Origin of the sequence: Corallococcus carmarthensis, from assembly GCF_003611695.1 — a bacterium.
GTDB lineage: Bacteria > Myxococcota > Myxococcia > Myxococcales > Myxococcaceae > Corallococcus > Corallococcus carmarthensis.
On record NZ_RAWE01000100.1, the window covers coordinates 12798 to 32872 of the forward strand.

Sequence of the window (20075 nt, forward strand, 5' to 3'; positions counted from 1 at the left end):
CCCGTCAGCGTGCGATGCGCCGCACGACGTCGGGCGCGATAGGCCGCGAGGGCCACAGCCCTTCCACTTCGGACGCCAGGGGAAGCGCCGCCACCGCCCCCAGCTTCGTCACCACCCGCGCCCCCACGCCCGCGGCGAAGGTCATCAGCGAGATCAGGTCCTCGCGCGTCGCCCCCTCCAACGAACGCGCGTCGCCATAGCCACGAACCAATCCGCTCAACATCGCGGACACGAAGCCGTCACCGGCGCCCGTCGTGTCCACCACCGTCACCTGCGGAGCGGGAACGGAGAGGACCTCGCCCTGCCAGAGGAACACCGCACCGCGCGGGCCCAGCGTCACCACGGGCAGCCGCACGCCCTGCGCGGCCAGGACATGCAGGGCCGCCTCGGGTGAGTGCTCGCCGGTCGCGAAGTGGATCTCCTCCTCGGACAGCTTCACCACCGTGCACAGCGGGAGCATGCGGCCCAGGAGGACCCGCAGCTCCTCGGGCCGCTCCCACACGTGCAGCCTCAGGTTCGGATCACAGCTCACCAGCATCCCGGCGTCACGGGCCAGGGTGAGCATGCGCACCATGGCTTCACGCGCCTCGGGAAGGAGCAGGGAGTTGGAGCCGCAGTGCAGCGCCTTCGCACGCCGCACGAAGTCGCCGTCCACGTCGGAGTCATCCAGCAGGAACTCCGCCGAACGCGTCCGGAAGTACGTGAAGCTGCGCTCGCCATGCGCGTCCAGCGAGACGAACAGCAGGCCCGTGCGAGCGTGGTCCACCTGGCGCAGGCGGCTCACGTCCACACCGTCCGCCGCCAGCCGGTCCCGCAGGAAGTGGCCGAACTCGTCCGAGCCCACCACGCCCACCATCGCCGAGCGAAGACCCAGCCGCGCCAGTCCCACGGACACGTTGGCCGGTGAGCCGCCCGGTGACGGCTTCCAGGCCTCCACGTCCCGCACGCGCGTGGCGCCGCCCGCCACGGGAAGGAAGTCCACCAGCGTCTCGCCGACACACACCACGTCCAGCGGTCCGGCCTCGTGCATGACACTTCCCCCAGGAGACCGCGCGCTGCCCGTCAGTCCAGGCCCACCTGCGCCATGAAGTCCACGCTCTTGAGCTTGCGGCCCAGGTGGTGCGCGATGAAGACGTTGAGCAGTCCGCGAGCCCGCGCGCGAAGATCCGCGGGCAGCGGCGTGCGCGCGCCTTCCTGGAGCGAGCGCAGACCGGACAGCAGCGCCACCGGCACCGCCACGGAGTCCCGCGCACGTCCGCCACACGGCTCGCACACCGCGCCACCGTGGCCCTGATCGAACCGGGGCCGCTCACCGGGCAGACCGCCGCACAGCGAGCAGGAGTCGAAGCGCGGCATCAAGCCCGCCTGCGCCAGCGCCGCCAGCTCGAACGCGAGCAACGACGTGGGCCCGGCCTCCTTCGCGTCCAGCCGGTGCAGGTAGCCCTCCACCAGCTCGAACAGCTCCGGGTGCGGTTCGTGTTCGCGCGTGAGCTCGCGGCACAGCTCCACCGCGTACAGCGCCCGGGCGATGAGCGACAGGTCCTCGCGCGCCGCATAGAAGCCCGTGACGATGTCCGCCGAGTCCAGCCGCACCGTGCTGCCGCGCGTCTCCACCAGTTGCACGCGCAGCCGCATGAACGGCTCCAGCGCTCCCGCGAACCGGCGCTTGCTCTTGCGCGCGCCCGCGGCGAACGCGGTCAGCTTGCCGTGCTCGCGCGTGAGCAGCGTCACCATCCGGTCGGACTCACCATAGTCGACCGTGGACAGCACGAACGCGTCGTCGGCGTACCGCTCCATGACCCCTCTTCAACGTCCCGTGGGGGGCGGAAGTTTCCCGGACAGCACCAGGAACAAGACCGCGCCCAGGAGCAGGACCGCCAGCACCACGGCCAGGATGACGTACGCCCGCTTGCGCCGCTCCTTCTCGAGCTGCACCGGCGAAGGCGCGGGCACCGCCCGGTCCACCTCCTCGTAGCGCAGCGCTGCTTCCTCTGGAGACAGGCCGATGACCTGCGCGTACGCGCGGATGTAGTTCAGCACGAATACGCGCTCGGGCAGCCGCTCCACCTGCCCCGCCTCCAGCGCCGCGACGAGGCTGGGGGGAATCTTCGTCTCCCGGGAGACGTCCTCGCGCGACAGGCCGCGAAGCTCGCGCTGCTGGCTGAGATATTTGCCGAAGTCGACGTGGTCCACGGTCTTTCGGGGCCCCCGCGGCTAGAGGTGGTCCAGCAGTGAGCGGCAATCGTCCTTGAGCACCTGCTCGTTGGGCTGGGCCTTGGACTCGCAGCCCGCGAACGCCTTCTTCGCCTCGTCCACCCGCCCGAGCTTCGCCTGGCACACGCCTTCGCGCTGGTAGGCCTCCGCCACGTCCGGGCACTTCTCACGGTAGTGCTCGAACTGGCGGCACGCCTCCTCCGTCTTTCCCGTCTCGTCGTAGATGATGCCCAGGTTCTTGTAGCCCAGGCAGAACTCCGGGTTGGTGGTGATGGCCGCCTTGATGTTCTGCAGCGCGTTCACCGTGTCGCCCTTCTTGTAGAGCGCCCAGCCCAGGTTCCCCTGCGCGGAGTAGCCGTAGCGGTACTGCATGTCGTTGAGCGACTCCTCGTACAGCTTGATGGCGTCGTCGTACCGGCCCTGATCCAGGCGCAGGTTGCCCAGGTTGGTGCGCGCGTCGGAGAAGGACGGCCGCAACTTCAGCGCCTGCTCGTAGTGGGACGACGCATCGTCGAGCCGCCGGAAGGACAGGTGCAGCAGCAGGCCCACCGCGTTGTGGGCCTCCGGGTTCTCCGGATTCTGCTCCAGCGCCTTCTGGTACTCCGCGAGCGCGTCCTGCACGTGGCCGTGCTGCTGGGCCTGCACGCCCAGGTCGTAGTGGATCTCCGAGCTCCGGCGCTCCTTCTCCGTGGGGACGTGCGCGCAGCCCGCGAATGCGAGCGCGAACGTGAGGAAACAGGAGGAAGTGATGCGGGACATGGGTGCCAATCCGGGGTGGAGGTTCAGAACGCGGCCAGGAAGCGGCCCAGGGTGGTGGCGACGTTGCGCTTCTCTTCGGCGCGGGCCTTCACGGCGGGCACGAGCGTGGGCTCCCGGAAGAACACGGGCAGCGTCTTGAGCCACTCGTCCTGCTGCGCGGGGGACGCGGCACGCCAGTTCGCGTTGTCCATCATGAAGCCCAGCGACTCCACGAACGCGAGTGCGTCGTCCTCGTCCTCGCGCAGTTCGTCCGCGGACTGGATGCGCCGGCCGGACACGTACACCGCGCAGTCCCCCGCCTCCACGAGGTACAGGTACACGAAGACGCCCGCGCCCTGCCCGCCCCGCAGCCCCACCACGAAGGCCTGCGCGGGCCCGGCCTGCTTGCCGGGAATGGCCACGTGCGGCGTGTTGAGGGACAGGTGCATCGCGAGCACCTGGTCGCGATTCGCGGGGAGGCCCCGGTAGCGCTCGTCGATGGTGAACACCGTCGTCTCCCTTCCCACGCACCCTAGCGGGTGGTGAGGGTGAACTCCTCGGTCGCGTCCTGCGCGTCCGCAGCCGTCTTCTGGAAGCGGATGAGGGGCGTGTCAATCATCACGTTGCCGCCACCCTCGTTGCCCTCGCCGATGATCACCTTGAAGACGTTCCCGGGCGACGTGCTGCGGCGGCTTCCCGCGCTCTGCTTGCGGGCAATCAGCGTCACCGCGTTCGCGCCGGGACGCAACTGACTGGTGATGTCCACCACCACCTGGTCCTCGTTGTTGCGCAAACGGCGCAGCCAGCGCGAGTTCACGTACACGTCGATGTCGAAGTCCGTCATTCCCGGCGTCGTCTGCTCCGTCACCAGCCAGTAGCGCTGGGTGATGCGCCCCGGCACGGACGTGGGCGCGGAGGGAGCAGCGGGCGCGGGGGCCTGCGCGACGACACCCGCGTCCGGGGGCGCGGCGGCCGGAGGCGTGGCGGTGGGCGGCGGCGCGGGCGTCACGGTCGTCACGCGGGCGGCATACCCCGGCGCGTCGATGTGGACGTTCCCTTCGCCGTCGATGCGGACGGTGGCCTTCTCGAAGCGCTGGTTCGTCACACCGTCGATCTTCACGCCGTTCAGGAAGACCGAGCCGGCCAGGGCCAGCATGGGAACGAGCGAAGCCGCGACAGTGAGTGCGATGCGGGCGGACGGACGGGGCATGGGGGCATTCCTCCTGGGAATCCTCAACAGTCCCGGGAGCTTGCAACGACTTAGCGCACCCGGGGGAGCGGGACAAGGCGGGGACGGCCTGCCTTGGAGCGCTCCGCCGCCCCGAACATTCACGCGGGGGTCCGTCTTCCAGTCAGGCGGAGAGGTCCCTCAGGGCGCCGCGGTCGGCGTCTCGCCGGGCGTTTCCGGAGGCGGCTCGCGCTGCGCCAGCGCCCAGTCTCCGCCCAGGCCATGGCCCTCACGGAACCGCCGGAAGTCGCGCCGCACGGCCCGGGGGTAGCGGCGGAACTTCTCCAGCTCCCCGGCCTTCATGGCGTCCCGGATGCGCGTGGGGCCCGCGTTGTAGGCCATCAGCGCCAGGTCCAGGTCACCGCCGAAGCGGCCCTGCAGCGAGCGCAGGTAGCGGATGCCCAGGCGCACGCAGACGGCGGGGTCCGCCACCACTTCCTCGCGCGACAGCTTCAGGCCTTCCTTCTCCGCCAGGAAGTGCAGCGTGCTGGGCTTGATCTGCATCAGGCCCCGGGCGCCCTTCTCGGAGACGGACTCCTCCTCGAAGTCGGACTCCACGTCGATGAGGGCCAGCACCAGCAGCGGGTCATACCCCGTGCGGCGCGACTCCTCGTCGATGGCCTGCCCCAGCCGCCGGCGCAGCGTGAGCCCCAGGTCCGGGGCGCGCTTGGCCAGCACGGCGTCGATGAGCGCCGCCTCCTCGGAGACGGCCTCCTGCGCCACCATCTCGGGGACCACGGGCTGGGGGGCGGGCTCCTCCAGGAGGGGCACCACCCGCGCGGACACCACGAGCGCCACGCCCGCGAGCAGCGGGAGCCGGGAGCACCCGCTGCTCAGGGCATGCAGCCCCGCGAAGAACCGCGTTCCCAGCGACCTGCCGCCCGAGGCGGCGGGTCCACTCACTTGCGGTGCTCCAGGGCCTGGATGCGTTCGTTCAGACGCTCCAGGCGGGTACCGAAGGCCTGCAGTTCCTCGCGGCGCGGCAGCTTCAGGAGCGTCAGGGCCGTGCGGACCCGCTCCTCCACGTTGTGCTCCAGGTCCTTGCGGTGACCCGTCAGCCGCTCCGCGAACTCGCGGGCCTGACGCTTCACCTCGTCCTGGCTCCAGCCCGCGACGGACGCCACGCGCTGCACGGCGCGGGAAGCCTCTTCCTCCGCCGTGTTCACCGCCAGAAGTGCCTGGCTCCAGATCCGCTCGAATGCCTCCGCCACGGAGGTCTTCTCTCGGGGGGCCTCGGTGTTGTTGTCCATGAAGTCGCTCCGGGAGTACCCCGGGCCCTTCCCGTGGAAGGAACCCAAGGCATTCAAAGGGGTTTGCGACCTAAGCACACCCCTTGGGTGATGGAAACGCTGCTCAGGCCCGCGGAGAAGACGCCGCGCCGCCCGAATTCTTGGCCGTCCGGTGAGCACGCCGGGTGGGCTTCAGGAGCACATCCAGCTTCTTCGACAGGCGGCTCAGCTCGCGGGTGATCTGCTCCACCTGGGACTGGCTGGCAACTCCCACCGTCTCCACGACCTTCGCCTGGAGCCCATCCAGCCGCTTGCGCAGCTCCACGCTCGCCGCGTCCACCTTCTTGGTCAGCTCCTGAACGCGGGGATCCGCCCGCAGCTCACCAGCCTGCACCTTCGTCCAAAGGGCCTGGACCTCCTTCGCCGCCACCTGGCCCCGCGTCTCCAGCGCACGGAAGGCCTTGTTCGCCTCCCCTTCCAGGCCCTGGAACCGCTTCTGCGCCTCGGAGAACCGCCCCTTCAGGAAGGCCTCCACGTTCTGCGTCACGCCCGTCTTCTCAGCAGCCTTCGCACTCGTCGTCGCCATGTCGCGCTCCCCCCCGGGTGTTCCGGGTCTCATAACGTGATGCGTCAAGATAACGCACCGCGACATGCTGTCAAGCGGACAGAGAACGAACTGTGCAAAACGAGAAAGCCGCCGCCCCGGCATGACACCAGGACGGCGGCTGGCTCACGAAGCGTCAGGGACGCTTCGGGGAAACACTAGGGGCTGTCCCTGATTAACGCAGCCAGAGAAGCATGGAGGCGACGTGGAGGACGGCGAGGTAGCAGGTCGCCGTCTTGTCGTAGCGGGTAGCAGCAGCCCGAAAGCGCTTGAGGTCGTGGAAGAAGCATTCCACCCGGTAGCGCAACCGGTAGAGGGTGCGGTCCAAGGGCGGCGGGTGCTTGCGGCCCGGGTGGGAGTGGATGACAGGCGTCATCCCGAGCTTGCGCACGTTGGCGAGGATGCGGTCGGCATCGTAGCCCGTGTCCGCGATGAAGGCGTCGCCTTCGGCGTGCACCAGCAGCTCCTCGGCCATCGTGGACTCATGCTGTTGGCCGGGCGTTACTTCGAGGTGGAGCGGCTTACCGCCCGTCGTTGTGACGGCGTGAACTTTCGTTGAAAAACCTCCTCGAGAACGTCCCAGAGCATTTCTTCGGACCCCCCTTTTCCGCCCGAGGCGTCCTGGTGCGCTCGGACGACGGAGGCATCCGCGAGGGAGCCGCGCTCATCCACTTCAAGCCGCAAGGCTTTGAAGATGGCTTCCCATCTCCCAGCCTGCGCCCAACGGTGGAAGCGGTTGTAGACCGTCTTCCAGTGGCCGAATCGCTCGGGCAGGTCGCGCCACTGCACGCCCGTCTTCACACGCCAGATGACGGCGTTGATGAAGTCGCGGTCCCCACGCTTCGAGGGAGGACCGCTGCGCAAGCCCAGCAGGGGCTCAATGCGGCTCCACTCGGCATCGCTCAGTTCATGTCGGCGCACAGCCAGCGTTGATCATGCCTGACGCTGGCTGGCAACCTCCTGATGCCTCCCGAAGCCGGGTCCAACCCCGATGTTCGATCCGGCAGGTTGAATTTTCGGACCGGAGATCAGGGACAGCCCCTAGGCGACGTCGGTGGACCGGTTGTCCGGCCGCGACGGCGGAGGGGCCAGCGGGCCGGTGTCGCCGTGGGTGGCGGCCAGGGCGGCCTCCATCTCGTTGACCTCGTCCGTGGGGCTCTCCACCTCGATGTCGAGGTGCTTGTAGTTCGGCAGGCCCGTGCCGGCGGGGATGAGCCGGCCCATGATGACGTTCTCCTTGAGGCCGCGCAGGTAGTCCACCTTGCCGTTGATGGCGGCCTCGGTGAGCACCTTCGTGGTCTCCTGGAACGACGCCGAGGAGATGAACGACTCGGTGGAGAGCGACGCCTTGGTGATGCCGAGCAGCAGGGGCTCGCCCACGGCCGGGCGCTTCCCTTCGGACATGACCTTCTCGTTCTCCTCCTCGAACACCCACTTCTCGACCTGCTCGTCGACCAGGAAGTTGGTGTCGCCCACGTCGGTGACGCGCACCCGGCGCAGCATCTGCCGGACGATCGTCTCGATGTGCTTGTCGTTGATCTTCACGCCCTGCAGTCGGTAGACCTCCTGCACTTCGTCCACCAGGTAGCGCGCGAGTTCCTTCTCGCCCAGCACCTTGAGGATGTCGTGCGGGTTGGCCGCGCCGTCCATCATCGCCTCGCCGGCCTTCACGCGGTCGCCGGAGTGGACGTTGATGCTCTTGCCCTTGGAGATCAGGTACTCCTTGGCCAGGTCCGCGCGCTGCTCGCCGCTCACCTCGGGGGTGATGATGAGCTTGCGCTTGCCCTTGGTGTCCTTGCCGAAGGACACCACGCCGTCGATCTCCGCGATCGCCGCCGCGTCCTTGGGCTTGCGCGCCTCGAAGAGCTCGGCCACGCGGGGCAGACCGCCCGTGATGTCCTTGGTCTTCGTGGTCTCGCGCGGCACCTTGGCGATGACTTCACCCGCGGAGATCTCATCCTGGTCGTTGACCGTGATGATCGCGCCCTGGGGCAGGAAGTAGCTCGCCTGGTTGCGGGAGGACGGCAGGTCCTTCACGTTGCCGGCCGCGTCGCGGATGGTGACGCGCGGACGCGCCTCCGGGTCCTTGGACTCGATGACCGTCTTGCGCGACAGGCCCGTCACCTCGTCGAGCGTCTCGGACATCGTCACGCCTTCGATGATGTCCTCGTAGCGCACGACACCGCCCACTTCCGTGAGCAGCGGGATGGCGAACGGGTCCCACTCGGCCAGGAGCACGCCCGGCTCCAGCTTCTGGTGTTCCTTCACCAGGATGCGGGCGCCGTAGATGATCTGGTAGCGCTCGCGCTCGCGGCCCGACTCGTCGACGATGACGAGCTCGCCGTTGCGGTTCATGGCCACCAGCGTGCCGTCCGCCTTCTGCACCGTGTTCAGGCCCGCGAACTTCACGGCACCCGCGTAGCGGTTCTCCAGGCTGGACTGCTCCGCGCGACGGGTCGCCGCACCACCGATGTGGAAGGTGCGCATCGTGAGCTGCGTACCCGGCTCTCCGATGGACTGCGCCGCGATGACGCCCACGGCCTCGCCCACGGACACCTTGCGGCCACGCGCCAGGTCACGGCCGTAGCACTCCACGCAGATGCCGCGCTTGGCCTGGCAGGTGAGCACCGAGCGGATCTTCACCCGGTCCAGACCGCTGTTCTCGATGCGGCGGACGCGATCCTCGTCGATCTCCTCGTTGGCGCGCACCAGCACCTCGCCCGTCACCGGGTCGAGGATGTCGTCCAGGGCCACGCGGCCCAGGATGCGCTCACCCAGCGGCTCGATGATCTCGCCGCCTTCGACCAGGGCGCCGATGAACAGACCGTCCATGGTGCCGCAGTCGTACTCGTTGATGATGGCGTCCTGCGCCACGTCCACGAGACGGCGGGTGAGGTAACCGGAGTTGGCCGTCTTGAGCGCCGTGTCCGCCAGACCCTTGCGGGCGCCGTGCGTGGAGATGAAGTACTGGAGCACGGAGAGGCCTTCACGGAAGTTGGCCGTGATGGGCGTCTCGATGATTTCGCCGGAGGGCTTCGCCATCAGGCCGCGCATACCCGCCAGCTGGCGGATCTGCTGGGCGCTGCCGCGGGCACCGGAGTCGGCCATGATGTAGATGGGGTTGAACGACGGCTGCTTGCGCGTCACGCGCTTGCCGTCCACGTCCCCGCTGGCCTCGTCCTGGGAGATCTGCTGCATCATCTCCTGGGCGACCTTCTCGGTGATCTCCGCCCAGATATCGATGACCTTGTTGTAGCGCTCACCGTCGGTGATGAGGCCTTCGAGGTACTGGTTCTCGATCTCCGCCACTTCCTTGCGCGCGTAGTCCAGGAACTCCTGCTTCTTCGCAGGGATGATCATGTCCTTGAGCGCGATGGAGATGCCGGCGCGGGTCGCGTGGAAGTAGCCCGCGCTGCGGATGCGGTCCGCCAGCAGCACCGTCTCCTTCTCGCCCGTGAGGCGGTAGCAGAGGTCGATGAGGTTACCGAGCGACTTCTTGTCGAGCACCTTGTTGATGGCGTCGAAGCCCACGCGGCGCGGAACCACTTCCCACAGCAGCACGCGGCCGACCGTGGTCTCCTTGCGCTTCCCGTCGATGCGGCACACCACCTTGGCCTGCAGGTGGACCTCACCGTGGTCATACGCGGCGCGAACCTCGTCCGGCGACGCGAACACGCGGCCTTCGCCGTTGGCGAACTCGCGGGCGCGCGTCATGTAGTAGATGCCGAGCACCATGTCCTGCGTCGGGACGATGATGGGCTTGCCGTTCGCGGGGCTGAGGATGTTGTTCGTCGACATCATCAGCACGCGCGCTTCCATCTGAGCCTCGATGGAGAGCGGCACGTGCACGGCCATCTGGTCACCGTCGAAGTCCGCGTTGAACGCGGCGCACACCAGCGGGTGCAGCTGGATGGCCTTGCCCTCGATGAGGACGGGCTCGAAGGCCTGCATGCCCAGGCGGTGCAGCGTGGGGGCGCGGTTGAGGAGCACCGGGTGCTCGCGGATCACGTCCTCGAGGATGTCCCAGACCTCCGGACGCTCCTTCTCCACCATCTTCTTCGCGGACTTGATGGTGGTGACGTAGCCCTTCTCTTCAAGCTTGTTGTAGATGAACGGCTTGAAGAGCTCGAGCGCCATGATCTTCGGCAGGCCGCACTGGTGCAGGCGCAGCTCGGGACCCACGACGATGACGGAGCGGCCCGAGTAGTCCACGCGCTTGCCGAGCAGGTTCTGACGGAACCGGCCCTGCTTGCCCTTGAGCATGTCGGACAGCGACTTCAGCGGCCGCTTGTTCGGGCCGGTGATGGTCTTGCCGCGGCGGCCGTTGTCGAACAGCGCGTCCACGGCCTCCTGGAGCATCCGCTTCTCGTTGCGGATGATGATGTCCGGCGCGTTCAGTTCCTGCAGCCGCTTGAGGCGGTTGTTGCGGTTGATGACGCGGCGGTACAGGTCGTTGAGGTCGGAGGTCGCGAAGCGGCCACCGTCCAGGGGCACCAGGGGGCGCAGGTCGGGCGGGATGACGGGGATGACGTCCAGCATCATCCACTCCGGCTTGTTGCCGGAGACGCGGAACGCCTCGGCCACCTTCAGGCGCTTGGCGTACTTCTTCCGCTTCGCCTCGCTGGTGGTCTCGCGCATGTCCTTGCGCAGTTCCTCGGACAGCTTCTCCACGTCCAGGGACTTGAGCATCTCGCGGACGGCCTCGCCGCCCATGCCCGCCGTGAACGAGTCCTCGCCGTGCTCCTGGAAGAGCCGGTGCATCTTCTCCTCGGAGACGAGCTCGCCACGCTGCAGCGGCGTCGCCTTCGGGTCGATGACCATGTAGCTCTCGCAGTACAGCACCTTCTCCATCTCCTTGAGGGTGATGTCGAGCAGGTTGCCGATGCGGCTGGGCAGCGACTTGAGGAACCAGATGTGGGCCACGGGCGTGGCCAGCGTGATGTGGCCCAGGCGCTCACGGCGCACCTTGGACTGGATGACCTCCACGCCGCACTTCTCGCACACGACGCCACGGTGCTTCATGCGCTTGTACTTGCCGCAGTTGCACTCGTAGTCCTTCACCGGCCCGAAGATGCGGGCGCAGAAGAGCCCATCCCGCTCCGGCTTGAAGGTGCGGTAGTTGATCGTCTCGGGCTTCTTCACCTCGCCGTGCGACCACTGGCGGATCTTGTCGGGCGACGCCAGCGCGATGCGGATGGCGTTGAACGACAGCGGGTCCTTCGGCTTCTCGAAGAAGTTGAAAATGTCCTTCACGTTGCCTCCGAAAACTTATGAGCGCTCAGGGCGCCAAACGTTTCGGGCCCCCGCCCTGCGCCCGGCCAGCCGCTCCCTCCACGAGGAAGCAGCCAGCCGGTCAGGCGGGCGCACCGGCTTCTTTGAAAAGGCCTAGGCCTCGGTCCCCGACTTCCGGTCCTCGCCGTCGCCGCCGCCCAGGAAGTCACCGCCGAAGCTGCGCTGCCGCTCCGGGGGCGCGCTCTCCAGCAGCTCCACGTCCAGGGCCAGCGACTGGAGCTCCTTGAGGAGCACGTTGAACGACTCGGGCAGGCCGCTCTCCAGGACGTTGTCGCCCTTGACGATCGCCTCGTACATGCGCGTGCGGCCCACCACGTCGTCCGACTTGACCGTGAGGAACTCCTGCAGCGTGTACGCCGCGCCGTAGGCCTCCATCGCCCACACTTCCATCTCGCCCAGACGCTGGCCGCCGAACTGGGCCTTGCCGCCCAGGGGCTGCTGCGTGACGAGCGAGTAGGGCCCGATGGAACGGGCGTGGATCTTCTCGTCCACCAGGTGGTGCAGCTTGAGCATGTACATCACGCCCACGGTGACGTTCTGGTCGAACGGCTCACCCGTGCGGCCGTCGAAGAGCACCATCTGGCCCGAGCGCGGCAGCCGGCCCTCGTCGAAGAGGGCGTGCAGCTCCGTCTCGCGAGCGCCGTCGAACACCGGCGTCGCCACGTGGATGCCCTTCTTCAGGCGGCGGCAGAGGTCCTGGACCTCCTGGTCGGACAGGCCGTCCACGAAGTCGCCGAACGCCTTGTCGTCGTAGACGGTCTTCAGCTGCTTCTTGAGCTGCTCGCCGCTGAAGTTCTCGTCGATGTAGCGCTGCAGCTGCTCGCCCACGCCCTTCGCGGCCCAACCCAGGTGGACCTCGAGGATCTGCCCGATGTTCATGCGGCTGGGAACGCCGAGCGGGTTGAGGACGATGTCCACCGGACGGCCATCCTCCAGGTACGGCATGTCCTCCTCGGGGAGGACGCGGGACACGACGCCCTTGTTGCCGTGCCGGCCGGCCATCTTGTCGCCCACCGCCAGCTTGCGCTTGATGGCGACGTACACCTTCACCATCTTGATGACGCCGGGGGGAAGCTCGTCGCCCTTCTTGATACGGGCGATCTTCTCGCCGAAGGCCAGCTTCACGGCCTCCTTCGTGTCCTCCAGGCTGCGCAGGATGTCGCGCAGGCGCGCGTCCAGCGGATCGCCGACGGAGATCTCGCCCCAGTACTTGTACGGCACCGTGGCCAGCAGCTCGTCGTTGAGGATGTCCCCCTTCTTCAGGAGGATCTTCCCCTTGTCGTCCACGAGCTTGCCCTGGACCTCCTTGCCGCGGACCAGCCCGCGGAGGCGGCTGTACGCGGAGTCCTGGAGGACCTTGATCTCGTCGTTCTGGTCCTTGAGGAGCTTCGCCTCCTCCATGGACTCGATCTGCTTGGCGCGCTCGTCCTTCTCCACGCCCTTGCGGCTGAACACCTTGGCGTTGATGACGGTGCCCACGACGCCCGGGGGCACGCGCAGGGAGCTGTCGCGCACGTCGCCGGCCTTCTCACCGAAGATGGCGCGAAGGAGCTTCTCTTCGGGGGAGAGCTGGGTCTCGCCCTTCGGGGTGATCTTGCCCACCAGCACGTCGCCGGGCTTCACCTCGGCGCCGATGCGGATGATGCCGCTCTCGTCCAGGTCCTTGAGGGCTTCCTCACCCACGTTCGGGATGTCGCGGGTGATCTCCTCCTTGCCCAGCTTGGTGTCGCGCGCGATGCACTCGAACTCCTCGATGTGGATGGACGTGAAGACGTCCTCCTTGAGGATGCGCTCGCTGAGCAGGATGGAGTCTTCGAAGTTGTAGCCCTGCCACGGCATGAACGCGACGACGATGTTCTGTCCCAGCGCCAGCTCACCTGTCTCGGTGGCCGGGCCGTCCGCGATCACGTCGCCCTTCTTCACCCGGTCACCCTTGCGGATGATGGGCTTCTGGTTGAGGCACGTGTTCTGGTTGGAGCGCTGGTACTTGAGCAGGTTGTAGATGTCCACCTCGCTGGACACGTCGCTCAGGGCCGCGTTGGAGTCCGCCTTCACCACGATGCGGCTGGCGTCCACCGACTCCACGATGCCGTCACGACGGGCCACGCACGTCACGCCCGAGTCGCGCGCGACGATGGCCTCGATGCCCGTACCCACGAGCGGCGCGGACGTGCGCAGCAGCGGCACGGCCTGGCGCTGCATGTTGGAGCCCATGAGCGCGCGGTTCGCGTCGTCGTTCTCCAGGAACGGGATGAGGGAGGCGGCCACCGACACCAGCTGGTTCGGGGACACGTCCATCAGGTCCACGTCCTCGGCCTTGACCTGGACGAACTCGCCGCTGCGGCGGCTCTGCACCAGCGCGTTGACGAACTTGCCCTTCTTGTCCGTCTCCGCGTTCGCCTGGGCGATGGTGTGCTTCTCCTCCTCGAGCGCCGAGTAGAAGGCCACGTCCCCCGTCACGCTGCCTGCGTCCACCTTGCGGTACGGCGTCTCCACGAAGCCGAACTCGTTGACGCGGGCGTAGGTCGACAGCGACGCGATGAGGCCGATGTTCGGGCCTTCCGGCGTCTCGATGGGGCAGATGCGGCCGTAGTGCGTCGGGTGCACGTCGCGGACTTCGAAGCCCGCGCGCTCACGCGTCAGACCGCCAGGCCCGAGCGCGGACAGACGGCGCTTGTGCGTGACTTCCGAGAGCGGGTTCGTCTGGTCCATGAACTGCGACAGCTGGCTGGACCCGAAGAACTCCTTGATCACCGCCGTCACCGGCTTGGCGTTGATCAGGTCGTGCGGCATGAGCGTCTCGATCTCCTGGAGGCTCATGCGCTCCTTGATGGCGCGCTCCATGCGGACCAGACCGATGCGGTACTGGTTCTCCAGCAGCTCACCCACCGCGCGGACGCGGCGGTTGCCCAGGTGGTCGATGTCGTCGATCGTCCCCTTGCCGTTCTTCAGGTCGATCAGGTAGCGGATGACCTCCAGGATGTCGCGCTTGGTGAGGATCTGGCCGTCCAGGGGCTCCTCGAGGCTGAACTTGAAGTTCAGCTTGAGGCGGCCGACCTTGGACAGATCGTAGCGCTCCGGGTTGAAGAACAGGTTGCTGAACAGGTTCGTCGCCGTCTCCGGCGTCGGGGGATCACCCGGGCGCAGGCGCCGGTAGATCTCCATGATGGCCTGCTCGGGCGACTCGATCTTGTCCAGCATCAACGTCTCACGCAGGTACGGACCCACGTTGAGGTTGTCGATGAAGAGGACCTTGAACTCCTTGATGTCGCGCTTGAGGAGCTCGTCCACCTTCTCCTGCGAGACTTCCTCGTTGCACTCGAGGATGACCTCACCGGTGTTCTCGTCCACCACGTCGTAGGCGGACACCTTGGTGAAGAGCTCGTCCGCGTCGATGGGCAGCTTGGTCATCTTCGCCGCTTCGAGCTTCTTGATGGCGGCGCGCGTGAACTTGCGGTTCTTCTTGACGATCAACTCACCGGACTTGGTCTTGATGTCGCGCGTGGCGCGCTGACCCGGCAGGAGCTCCAGCTCGACGGACTTCTCGAAGTCCGCGGCGCTCTGCAGGTAGATGGTCTCGGTGGCGTAGTAGTAGTTGAGGATCTCCTCGGTGGAGCCCTTGAAGTCGAGCGGGTTCTTCTTCGCCGTGTCACCGACGGCGCCCAGGGCGCGGATGAGCACGGTCGCCGGCAGCTTGCGGCGCCGGTCGATGCGCACGTACAGCAGGTCCTTGTGGTCGAACTCGAAGTCGATCCACGATCCGCGGTACGGGATGATGCGGGCGTTGTAGAGCAGCTTGCCAGACGAGTGGCTCTTGCCCTTGTCGTGGTCGAAGAACGCACCCGGGCTGCGGTGCAGCTGGCTCACCACGACGCGCTCGGTGCCGTTGATGATGAACGTACCGTTCTGGGTCATCAGCGGGATTTCGCCGAAATAGACCTCTTGCTCCTTCACGTCGCGGATGGACTGGGCGCCGGTCTCCTCGTCCTTGTCCCAGACGACCAGGCGCACGACGACCTTGATAGGCGCCGAGTAGGTCATTCCACGCTGGTGGCACTCATCGACGTCGTACTTCGGCTTCTCCAGGTGATAGCTCACAAACTCCAGCGAGGAGGTCTCGTTGAAGTCCCGGATCGGGAAGACGGACTTGAAGACACCCTGAAGGCCAAGGTCCTCACGCTTCTCCGGGGCGATGTCGGCCTGGAGGAACTTCTCGTAGGATTGCTTCTGGATGTTGATGAGATTGGGAATGTCGATGATCTTCGCGATTTTCGCGAAGGTCTTCCGCACGCGGAAATTGTTCTGGATCTGCGTCGGCATTCGGTCTCCGGGGACGGCTGCTCGGGCGGGGCAAACTTCAGTAACGCGCGGCGGCGCCGGGAAATTTGGCAAATGTCAAATGGGCAAAGCCGACGCCCCAGCAAAGGGAGCGTCGGCCTGCTCATCCGATCAGCAGGCTGCCCGGGATTTCCCGGAAGAACAGGGCAGCCCCTGTACAGAACTACTTGATCTCGACGGTGGCGCCAGCCGCGACGAGCTGGTCCTTGATCTTCTTGGCGTCGTCCTTGTTGACGCCTTCCTTGACCGTCTTGGGCGCGCCCTCGACCAGGTCCTTGGCCTCCTTCAGGCCCAGGCCGGTGATGGCGCGGATCTCCTTGATGACGTTGATCTTGTTGGCGCCGGCGTTCGCCAGCACCACGTTGAACTCCGTCTTCTCCTCAACAGGAGCAGCGGCGGCGGCGGGGCCCGCGGAGGCAACGGCCACGGCGGCGGCGGAAACGCCCCACTTCGCCTCAAGCTGCTTCACGAGCTCGGCCGCTTCCATGACGGTGAGCGAGGAGAGCTGGTCAACAATCGAATTCAGGTCAGCCATTGAACTGTGTCCTTCTGCGGTTGACTAACGGCGGGCGACCCATCTGGGCTGCCGCGCCGAAGAGGTTGCGGTAGAAAAACTTCTCGGGATGATTACTGTCCCTGCGACTTGTCCGCGTTGGCCTGCAGCACCCGCGCGAGCTGCGACCCGGGGGCCGCGATGGTCCGAACCAGCTTGCCTGCCGGCTGGTTGAGCATGCCGAGCAACTGCCCGCGCAGCTCGTTGAGGCCCGGCATCTTCGCCAGTGCCTTCACGCCGTTGACGTCAATCTTCTTGCCGTCCACCACGGCGCTACGGACCTTGATGGTCTCCATGTCCTTGATGAAATCCATCAGGATCTTCGCAGGAGCCACCACGTCGTCGTAGCTGATGCACAGGGCCACGGGACCGGTGAAGTCATCCGAAATCACGGAGACGGTCGTGCCCTCAGCGGCACGGCGCGCCAGCGTGTTCTTGATGACCTTGTACTCGACCTTGCCCTCGCGGAACTTGCGACGCAGCTTGGTGACGGTCTCCACGTCCACCTTGGAGAATTCGGCGACCACCGCAGTCTTCGTCCGGGCAAACTTCTCGTGGAGCTCCTTGATCATCTCTTCCTTCTCGCTCTTCAGCACCTTGACTCACCTCCTTCATGGCCCGACCTGACGGTCGGGCGTGATGCCTGGGCCAAAGTGGCAGAGCGAGAGAGGGGCCTCCGAGAGGCACCACACCGCACCTCCAGTCTCGGCAGGGCTGACCTTGCGGTCGTTTGAACCAGGAGTGGATGGACGGCCCGACCGGTTGCCCGGTTCCCAACGGACGCGCCTTCTCCCTTCCAGGTCCCTGCTGTCATGAACCAGGTCGGAACGCCGCGTCTCTCGACATGGCGCTCCAATTGCAAAAGCCGGGGGCCTATACCCCCGGCTTTCGCAAAGATCCAGCACTTTCTATCGAGCTGACGTTCAGTGGGCCCGGGAATGACGCTCCCTGTCGGGGAGCGCACCCTTCCCTGCCCGTCCTGACACCCGCGATTAGCGGTGACGCGCCAGGATTTCCGTGGTGTCGAGCTTGATGCCCGGCCCCATGGTCGTCGAGATGGCGATGCCCTTCAGGTACACGCCCTTGGCGGTGGCCGGCTTGAGCTTCATCACCAGGTCCACCAGCGCGTTGAAGTTCGCCTCGAGCTTGTCCGCGGCGAAGGAGGCCTTGCCCATCTTCGCGTGGACGATGCCCGCCTTCTCCGCGCGGAAGTCCACCTTACCGCCCTTGGACTCGCGGATGGCCTTGGCGACGTCCATGGTCACCGTGCCGACCTTCGGGTTCGGCATGAGGCCACGGGGACCGAGCACCTTACCGAGGCGGCCGACGATGCCCATCATGTCCGGCGTCGCGATGACGGTGTCGAAGTCGAGGAAGCCCTCCTCGATGCGCTTCTGGAGGTCCTCGGCGCCCACGATGTCCGCGCCGGCGTTGGCGGCCTCGGTGGCACGCTCACCCTTGGCGAACACGGCCACGCGCACGGTGGCGCCGGTGCCGTGCGGGAGCACCACGGCGCCACGGACCATCTGGTCCGCGTGCTTCGGGTCCACGCCCAGGTTGATGGCGACGTCGACCGTCTGGTCGTACTTCGTCGCGCGGGTCTCGACGGTCTTCTTCAGCAGCGCGAAGCCCTCGGCGACGGCGTAGCGCTTGTTGCGGTCCACCAGCTCGTTGGACGCGCGGAACTTCTTTCCATTGGTAGCCATGACGGGAGTCCTTGAAAGATGGGGCGGGCTAGCCGACGACGTCGATGCCCATGGAGCGCGCGGTGCCGGCAATGGTGTTCATGCAGGCTTCGATGGACGCGGCGGTGGTGTCCTGGATCTTCTTGTTGGCGATCTCCTCGAGCTGCTTCCGGGTGATCGTCCCCACCTTCTCCTTGCCCGGCTTCTTCGCGCCCGAACCCTTCTTCTTCTCCGTGTGGAGACCCGCGGCCTTCTTGATGAGGATGGCGGCGGGAGGGGTCTTCAGGATGAAGGTGAAGGAGCGGTCCTGATACACGGTGATGATCACCGGGATGATCAGACCCTCCTTGGCCTCCGCCTGCGTCTTGGCGTTGAACTGCTTGCAGAACTCCATGATGTTCACGCCCTGCTGACCGAGCGCGGGACCAATCGGCGGGGCGGGGTTCGCCTTGCCGGCGGGGATCTGCAACTTGACCTGACCTGTGACCTTCTTCATCGGCGGACTGCTGCCTTTCGGTAGGGTGGTTCCAACGGACCGCCAGACGGGGCGACCCTCCCACCCGTTGATCCGCGCCCGTCACCGGGCGCGGAAGACTTTGAAACTAGCCGGTGGTCTTCTCCACCTGCATGAAGTCGAGCTCCACGGGGGTCGCACGGCCGAAGATGCTGACGAGCACGCGCACGCGGCCCTTCTCCGGGTTGACCTCTTCCACGGTGCCGTTGAAGTTGGCGAACGGGCCGTCAATGACGCGCACCGTGTCGCTGGTCTCGAACTGGACCTTGGGCTTGGCCTTGTGGGCGCCCTCGGTGACCTGCGCGGTGAGGCGCTCGACCTCGCGGTCCGACATGGGCCGCGGCTGCTCGTTCTGACCGACGCCCGGGAACCCCGTCACCTTGGAGGTGTTCTTCACCAGGTGGACGGTGATGTCGTTGAGCTCCATCTGGACGAAGATGTAGCCCGGGAAGAGCTTGCGGCGGGTGGTCTTCTTCTCGCCGTTCACCATCTCCACGACCTGCTCCATGGGGATGAGGATCTCACCAATCAGATCCTGGTCCTGCAGGCCCTTGAGGCGCACCTGCTCTTCCAGGTTCTTCTTCGCCTGGTTCTCGTAGTTCGAGTAGGTCTGGACCGTGAACCATTTCTTCGCCATTACAGCTTCCCCCACAGGGCAGGCAGCCACTCCACCATCAAGTTGTAGGCGACGGTGTCGATGCAGAAGAGCAGAACGGCCGCCACCAGCGAGGCGACGACCACGGCCATGGTCGACGCGCGGGTCTCCGACCAGGAAGGCCAGGTGACCTTCATCAGTTCGGACGCCACGTCGATGGAGAGGGCGTGCGTGCGAGGATTGAAGTAGGCCGCCAGCACCAGGGCCAGGGCGGACACGTAGCCCACCAGCGTCGACACGCGCCAGCCGAGCCCTTCGAAGAGCTCCACGTCGCTCCATCCGAACCGGCTCCAGAGCAACCCGAAGACGTGCTCCAGGAAGAGGGCCAGGACGATGCCGGCGACGAGATAGAAGATGACCACGAGCCGCTTGGGGTCGATGCCCGAGCGGTTAGCCTGCTGGCTGGCCTCAGATGCCGTCGCCATGGTGCCTCACGAGGGACTGCGGAAGCGGGACTGCGAAAAGGCAGGGACCCCCGGCACCGCTCGGTACCGGGGGTCCCTGTACTGAAGCTGGCAGGCCAGGAGGGATTCGAACCCCCAACACGCGGATTTGGAGACCGCTGCTCTACCGTTGGAGCTACTGGCCTAAACCTTCATGGAACGGACGACCTAGACCTTGCCTTCCTTGTGGTCCGTGTGCTTGCGGCAGCGAGGACAAAACTTGCTCAGTTCGAGCTTGTCCTGGCTCTTCCGCTTGTTCTTCGTGGTCGTGTAGTTCCGCTCTTTGCACGTGGTGCATTCGAGCGAGATGATGGAACGGTTACCCTTAGGCATGGTTCATTTCACCAGATGCGAGAAGGGAAGGCTACAAAAGCAGCCCTCCCCTCCGCAACTCAGTGCCCGTGAAAGCCGGTCGGCGGGAAGCCGATCAGGCAATGATCTCCGCAACGACGCCGGCGCCCACCGTACGACCACCCTCGCGAACGGCGAACCGGAGCTCCTTCTCCATCGCGACCGGGGTGATGAGCTCCACCTCGATGGCGATGTTGTCGCCCGGCATGACCATCTCGACGTTGTCCGGCA

19 protein-coding genes, 1 tRNA gene and 1 pseudogene are annotated in these 20075 nt (G+C 66.4%); all 21 read right to left on the reverse strand.

What is annotated here, in order from left to right; translation table 11 throughout:
- Positions 1-4 precede the first annotated feature (4 nt).
- Positions 5-1030, reverse strand: a complete 1026-nt coding sequence (locus D7X32_RS24585) for a carbohydrate kinase family protein (RefSeq protein WP_120605012.1) — start codon at positions 1028-1030, stop codon at positions 5-7.
- A 32-nt stretch (positions 1031-1062) separates the two neighbouring features.
- Positions 1063-1797 carry a DNA repair protein RecO gene (gene recO, locus D7X32_RS24590; protein ID WP_120605013.1) on the reverse strand — a complete coding sequence of 245 codons (735 nt, stop codon included), beginning with the start codon at positions 1795-1797 and terminating at the stop codon, positions 1063-1065.
- 9 nt (positions 1798-1806) lie between these two features.
- Complete coding sequence (locus D7X32_RS24595) at positions 1807-2193, reverse strand: helix-turn-helix domain-containing protein (protein ID WP_120605014.1); 387 nt, start codon at positions 2191-2193, stop codon at positions 1807-1809.
- Positions 2194-2214: 21 nt separating this feature from the next.
- Positions 2215-2973 (reverse strand): social motility TPR repeat lipoprotein Tgl, encoded by a 759-nt coding sequence (gene tgl, locus D7X32_RS24600; RefSeq protein ID WP_120605015.1) that lies wholly within the window; start codon positions 2971-2973, stop codon positions 2215-2217.
- A 23-nt stretch (positions 2974-2996) separates the two neighbouring features.
- Complete coding sequence (locus D7X32_RS24605; protein WP_120605027.1) at positions 2997-3461, reverse strand: social motility and stimulation tgl protein; 465 nt, start codon at positions 3459-3461, stop codon at positions 2997-2999.
- Positions 3462-3484: 23 nt separating this feature from the next.
- Complete coding sequence (locus tag D7X32_RS24610) at positions 3485-4162, reverse strand: hypothetical protein (protein ID WP_120605016.1); 678 nt, start codon at positions 4160-4162, stop codon at positions 3485-3487.
- A 159-nt stretch (positions 4163-4321) separates the two neighbouring features.
- The gene (locus tag D7X32_RS24615; protein WP_120605017.1) at positions 4322-5083 is read right to left on the reverse strand and encodes a lytic transglycosylase domain-containing protein; all 762 of its coding nucleotides are present in this window, start codon (positions 5081-5083) and stop codon (positions 4322-4324) included.
- Entirely contained in the window at positions 5080-5430 is a 351-nt protein-coding gene (locus tag D7X32_RS24620) for a phasin family protein (RefSeq protein ID WP_120605028.1), read from the reverse strand. The genes D7X32_RS24615 and D7X32_RS24620 overlap by 4 nt, the downstream gene beginning before the upstream one ends.
- A 103-nt stretch (positions 5431-5533) precedes the next feature.
- A complete protein-coding gene (locus D7X32_RS24625) occupies positions 5534-5995 on the reverse strand; it encodes a hypothetical protein (RefSeq protein ID WP_167506507.1) in 462 nt (153 codons plus the stop codon).
- Between the two features lie 193 nt (positions 5996-6188).
- A pseudogene (locus tag D7X32_RS47865) lies at positions 6189-6934 on the reverse strand (IS5 family transposase).
- 120 nt (positions 6935-7054) lie between these two features.
- A complete protein-coding gene (gene rpoC, locus D7X32_RS24640) occupies positions 7055-11266 on the reverse strand; it encodes a DNA-directed RNA polymerase subunit beta' (RefSeq protein WP_120605019.1) in 4212 nt (1403 codons plus the stop codon).
- A 132-nt stretch (positions 11267-11398) separates the two neighbouring features.
- Positions 11399-15625: a DNA-directed RNA polymerase subunit beta gene (gene rpoB / locus D7X32_RS24645; protein WP_120605020.1), complete on the reverse strand. Its 4227-nt coding sequence runs from the start codon at positions 15623-15625 to the stop codon at positions 11399-11401.
- A 181-nt stretch (positions 15626-15806) separates the two neighbouring features.
- Positions 15807-16178 (reverse strand): 50S ribosomal protein L7/L12, encoded by a 372-nt coding sequence (rplL, locus tag D7X32_RS24650; RefSeq protein WP_120526759.1) that lies wholly within the window; start codon positions 16176-16178, stop codon positions 15807-15809.
- A 92-nt stretch (positions 16179-16270) separates the two neighbouring features.
- Positions 16271-16792: a 50S ribosomal protein L10 gene (gene rplJ, locus D7X32_RS24655; RefSeq protein ID WP_120605021.1), complete on the reverse strand. Its 522-nt coding sequence runs from the start codon at positions 16790-16792 to the stop codon at positions 16271-16273.
- Between the two features lie 396 nt (positions 16793-17188).
- Positions 17189-17902 carry a 50S ribosomal protein L1 gene (rplA, locus tag D7X32_RS24660; protein ID WP_120605022.1) on the reverse strand — a complete coding sequence of 238 codons (714 nt, stop codon included), beginning with the start codon at positions 17900-17902 and terminating at the stop codon, positions 17189-17191.
- A gap of 28 nt (positions 17903-17930) precedes the next feature.
- Positions 17931-18377 carry a 50S ribosomal protein L11 gene (gene rplK / locus D7X32_RS24665; RefSeq protein ID WP_120605023.1) on the reverse strand — a complete coding sequence of 149 codons (447 nt, stop codon included), beginning with the start codon at positions 18375-18377 and terminating at the stop codon, positions 17931-17933.
- Positions 18378-18483: 106 nt separating this feature from the next.
- Positions 18484-19032, reverse strand: coding sequence for a transcription termination/antitermination protein NusG (gene nusG / locus D7X32_RS24670; RefSeq protein WP_120526763.1), 549 nt, complete (start codon positions 19030-19032; stop codon positions 18484-18486).
- A complete protein-coding gene (gene secE, locus D7X32_RS24675) occupies positions 19032-19475 on the reverse strand; it encodes a preprotein translocase subunit SecE (RefSeq protein WP_120605024.1) in 444 nt (147 codons plus the stop codon). The genes nusG and secE overlap by 1 nt, the downstream gene beginning before the upstream one ends.
- 88 nt (positions 19476-19563) lie before the next feature.
- Positions 19564-19639, reverse strand: a tRNA-Trp gene (locus D7X32_RS24680).
- Positions 19640-19661: 22 nt separating this feature from the next.
- Positions 19662-19826 carry a 50S ribosomal protein L33 gene (gene rpmG, locus D7X32_RS24685; protein ID WP_002617522.1) on the reverse strand — a complete coding sequence of 55 codons (165 nt, stop codon included), beginning with the start codon at positions 19824-19826 and terminating at the stop codon, positions 19662-19664.
- 94 nt (positions 19827-19920) lie between these two features.
- Positions 19921-20075: EF-Tu C-terminal domain-related protein (locus tag D7X32_RS24690; RefSeq protein WP_486320465.1), on the reverse strand; the 155-nt coding region annotated here is incomplete at its 5' end.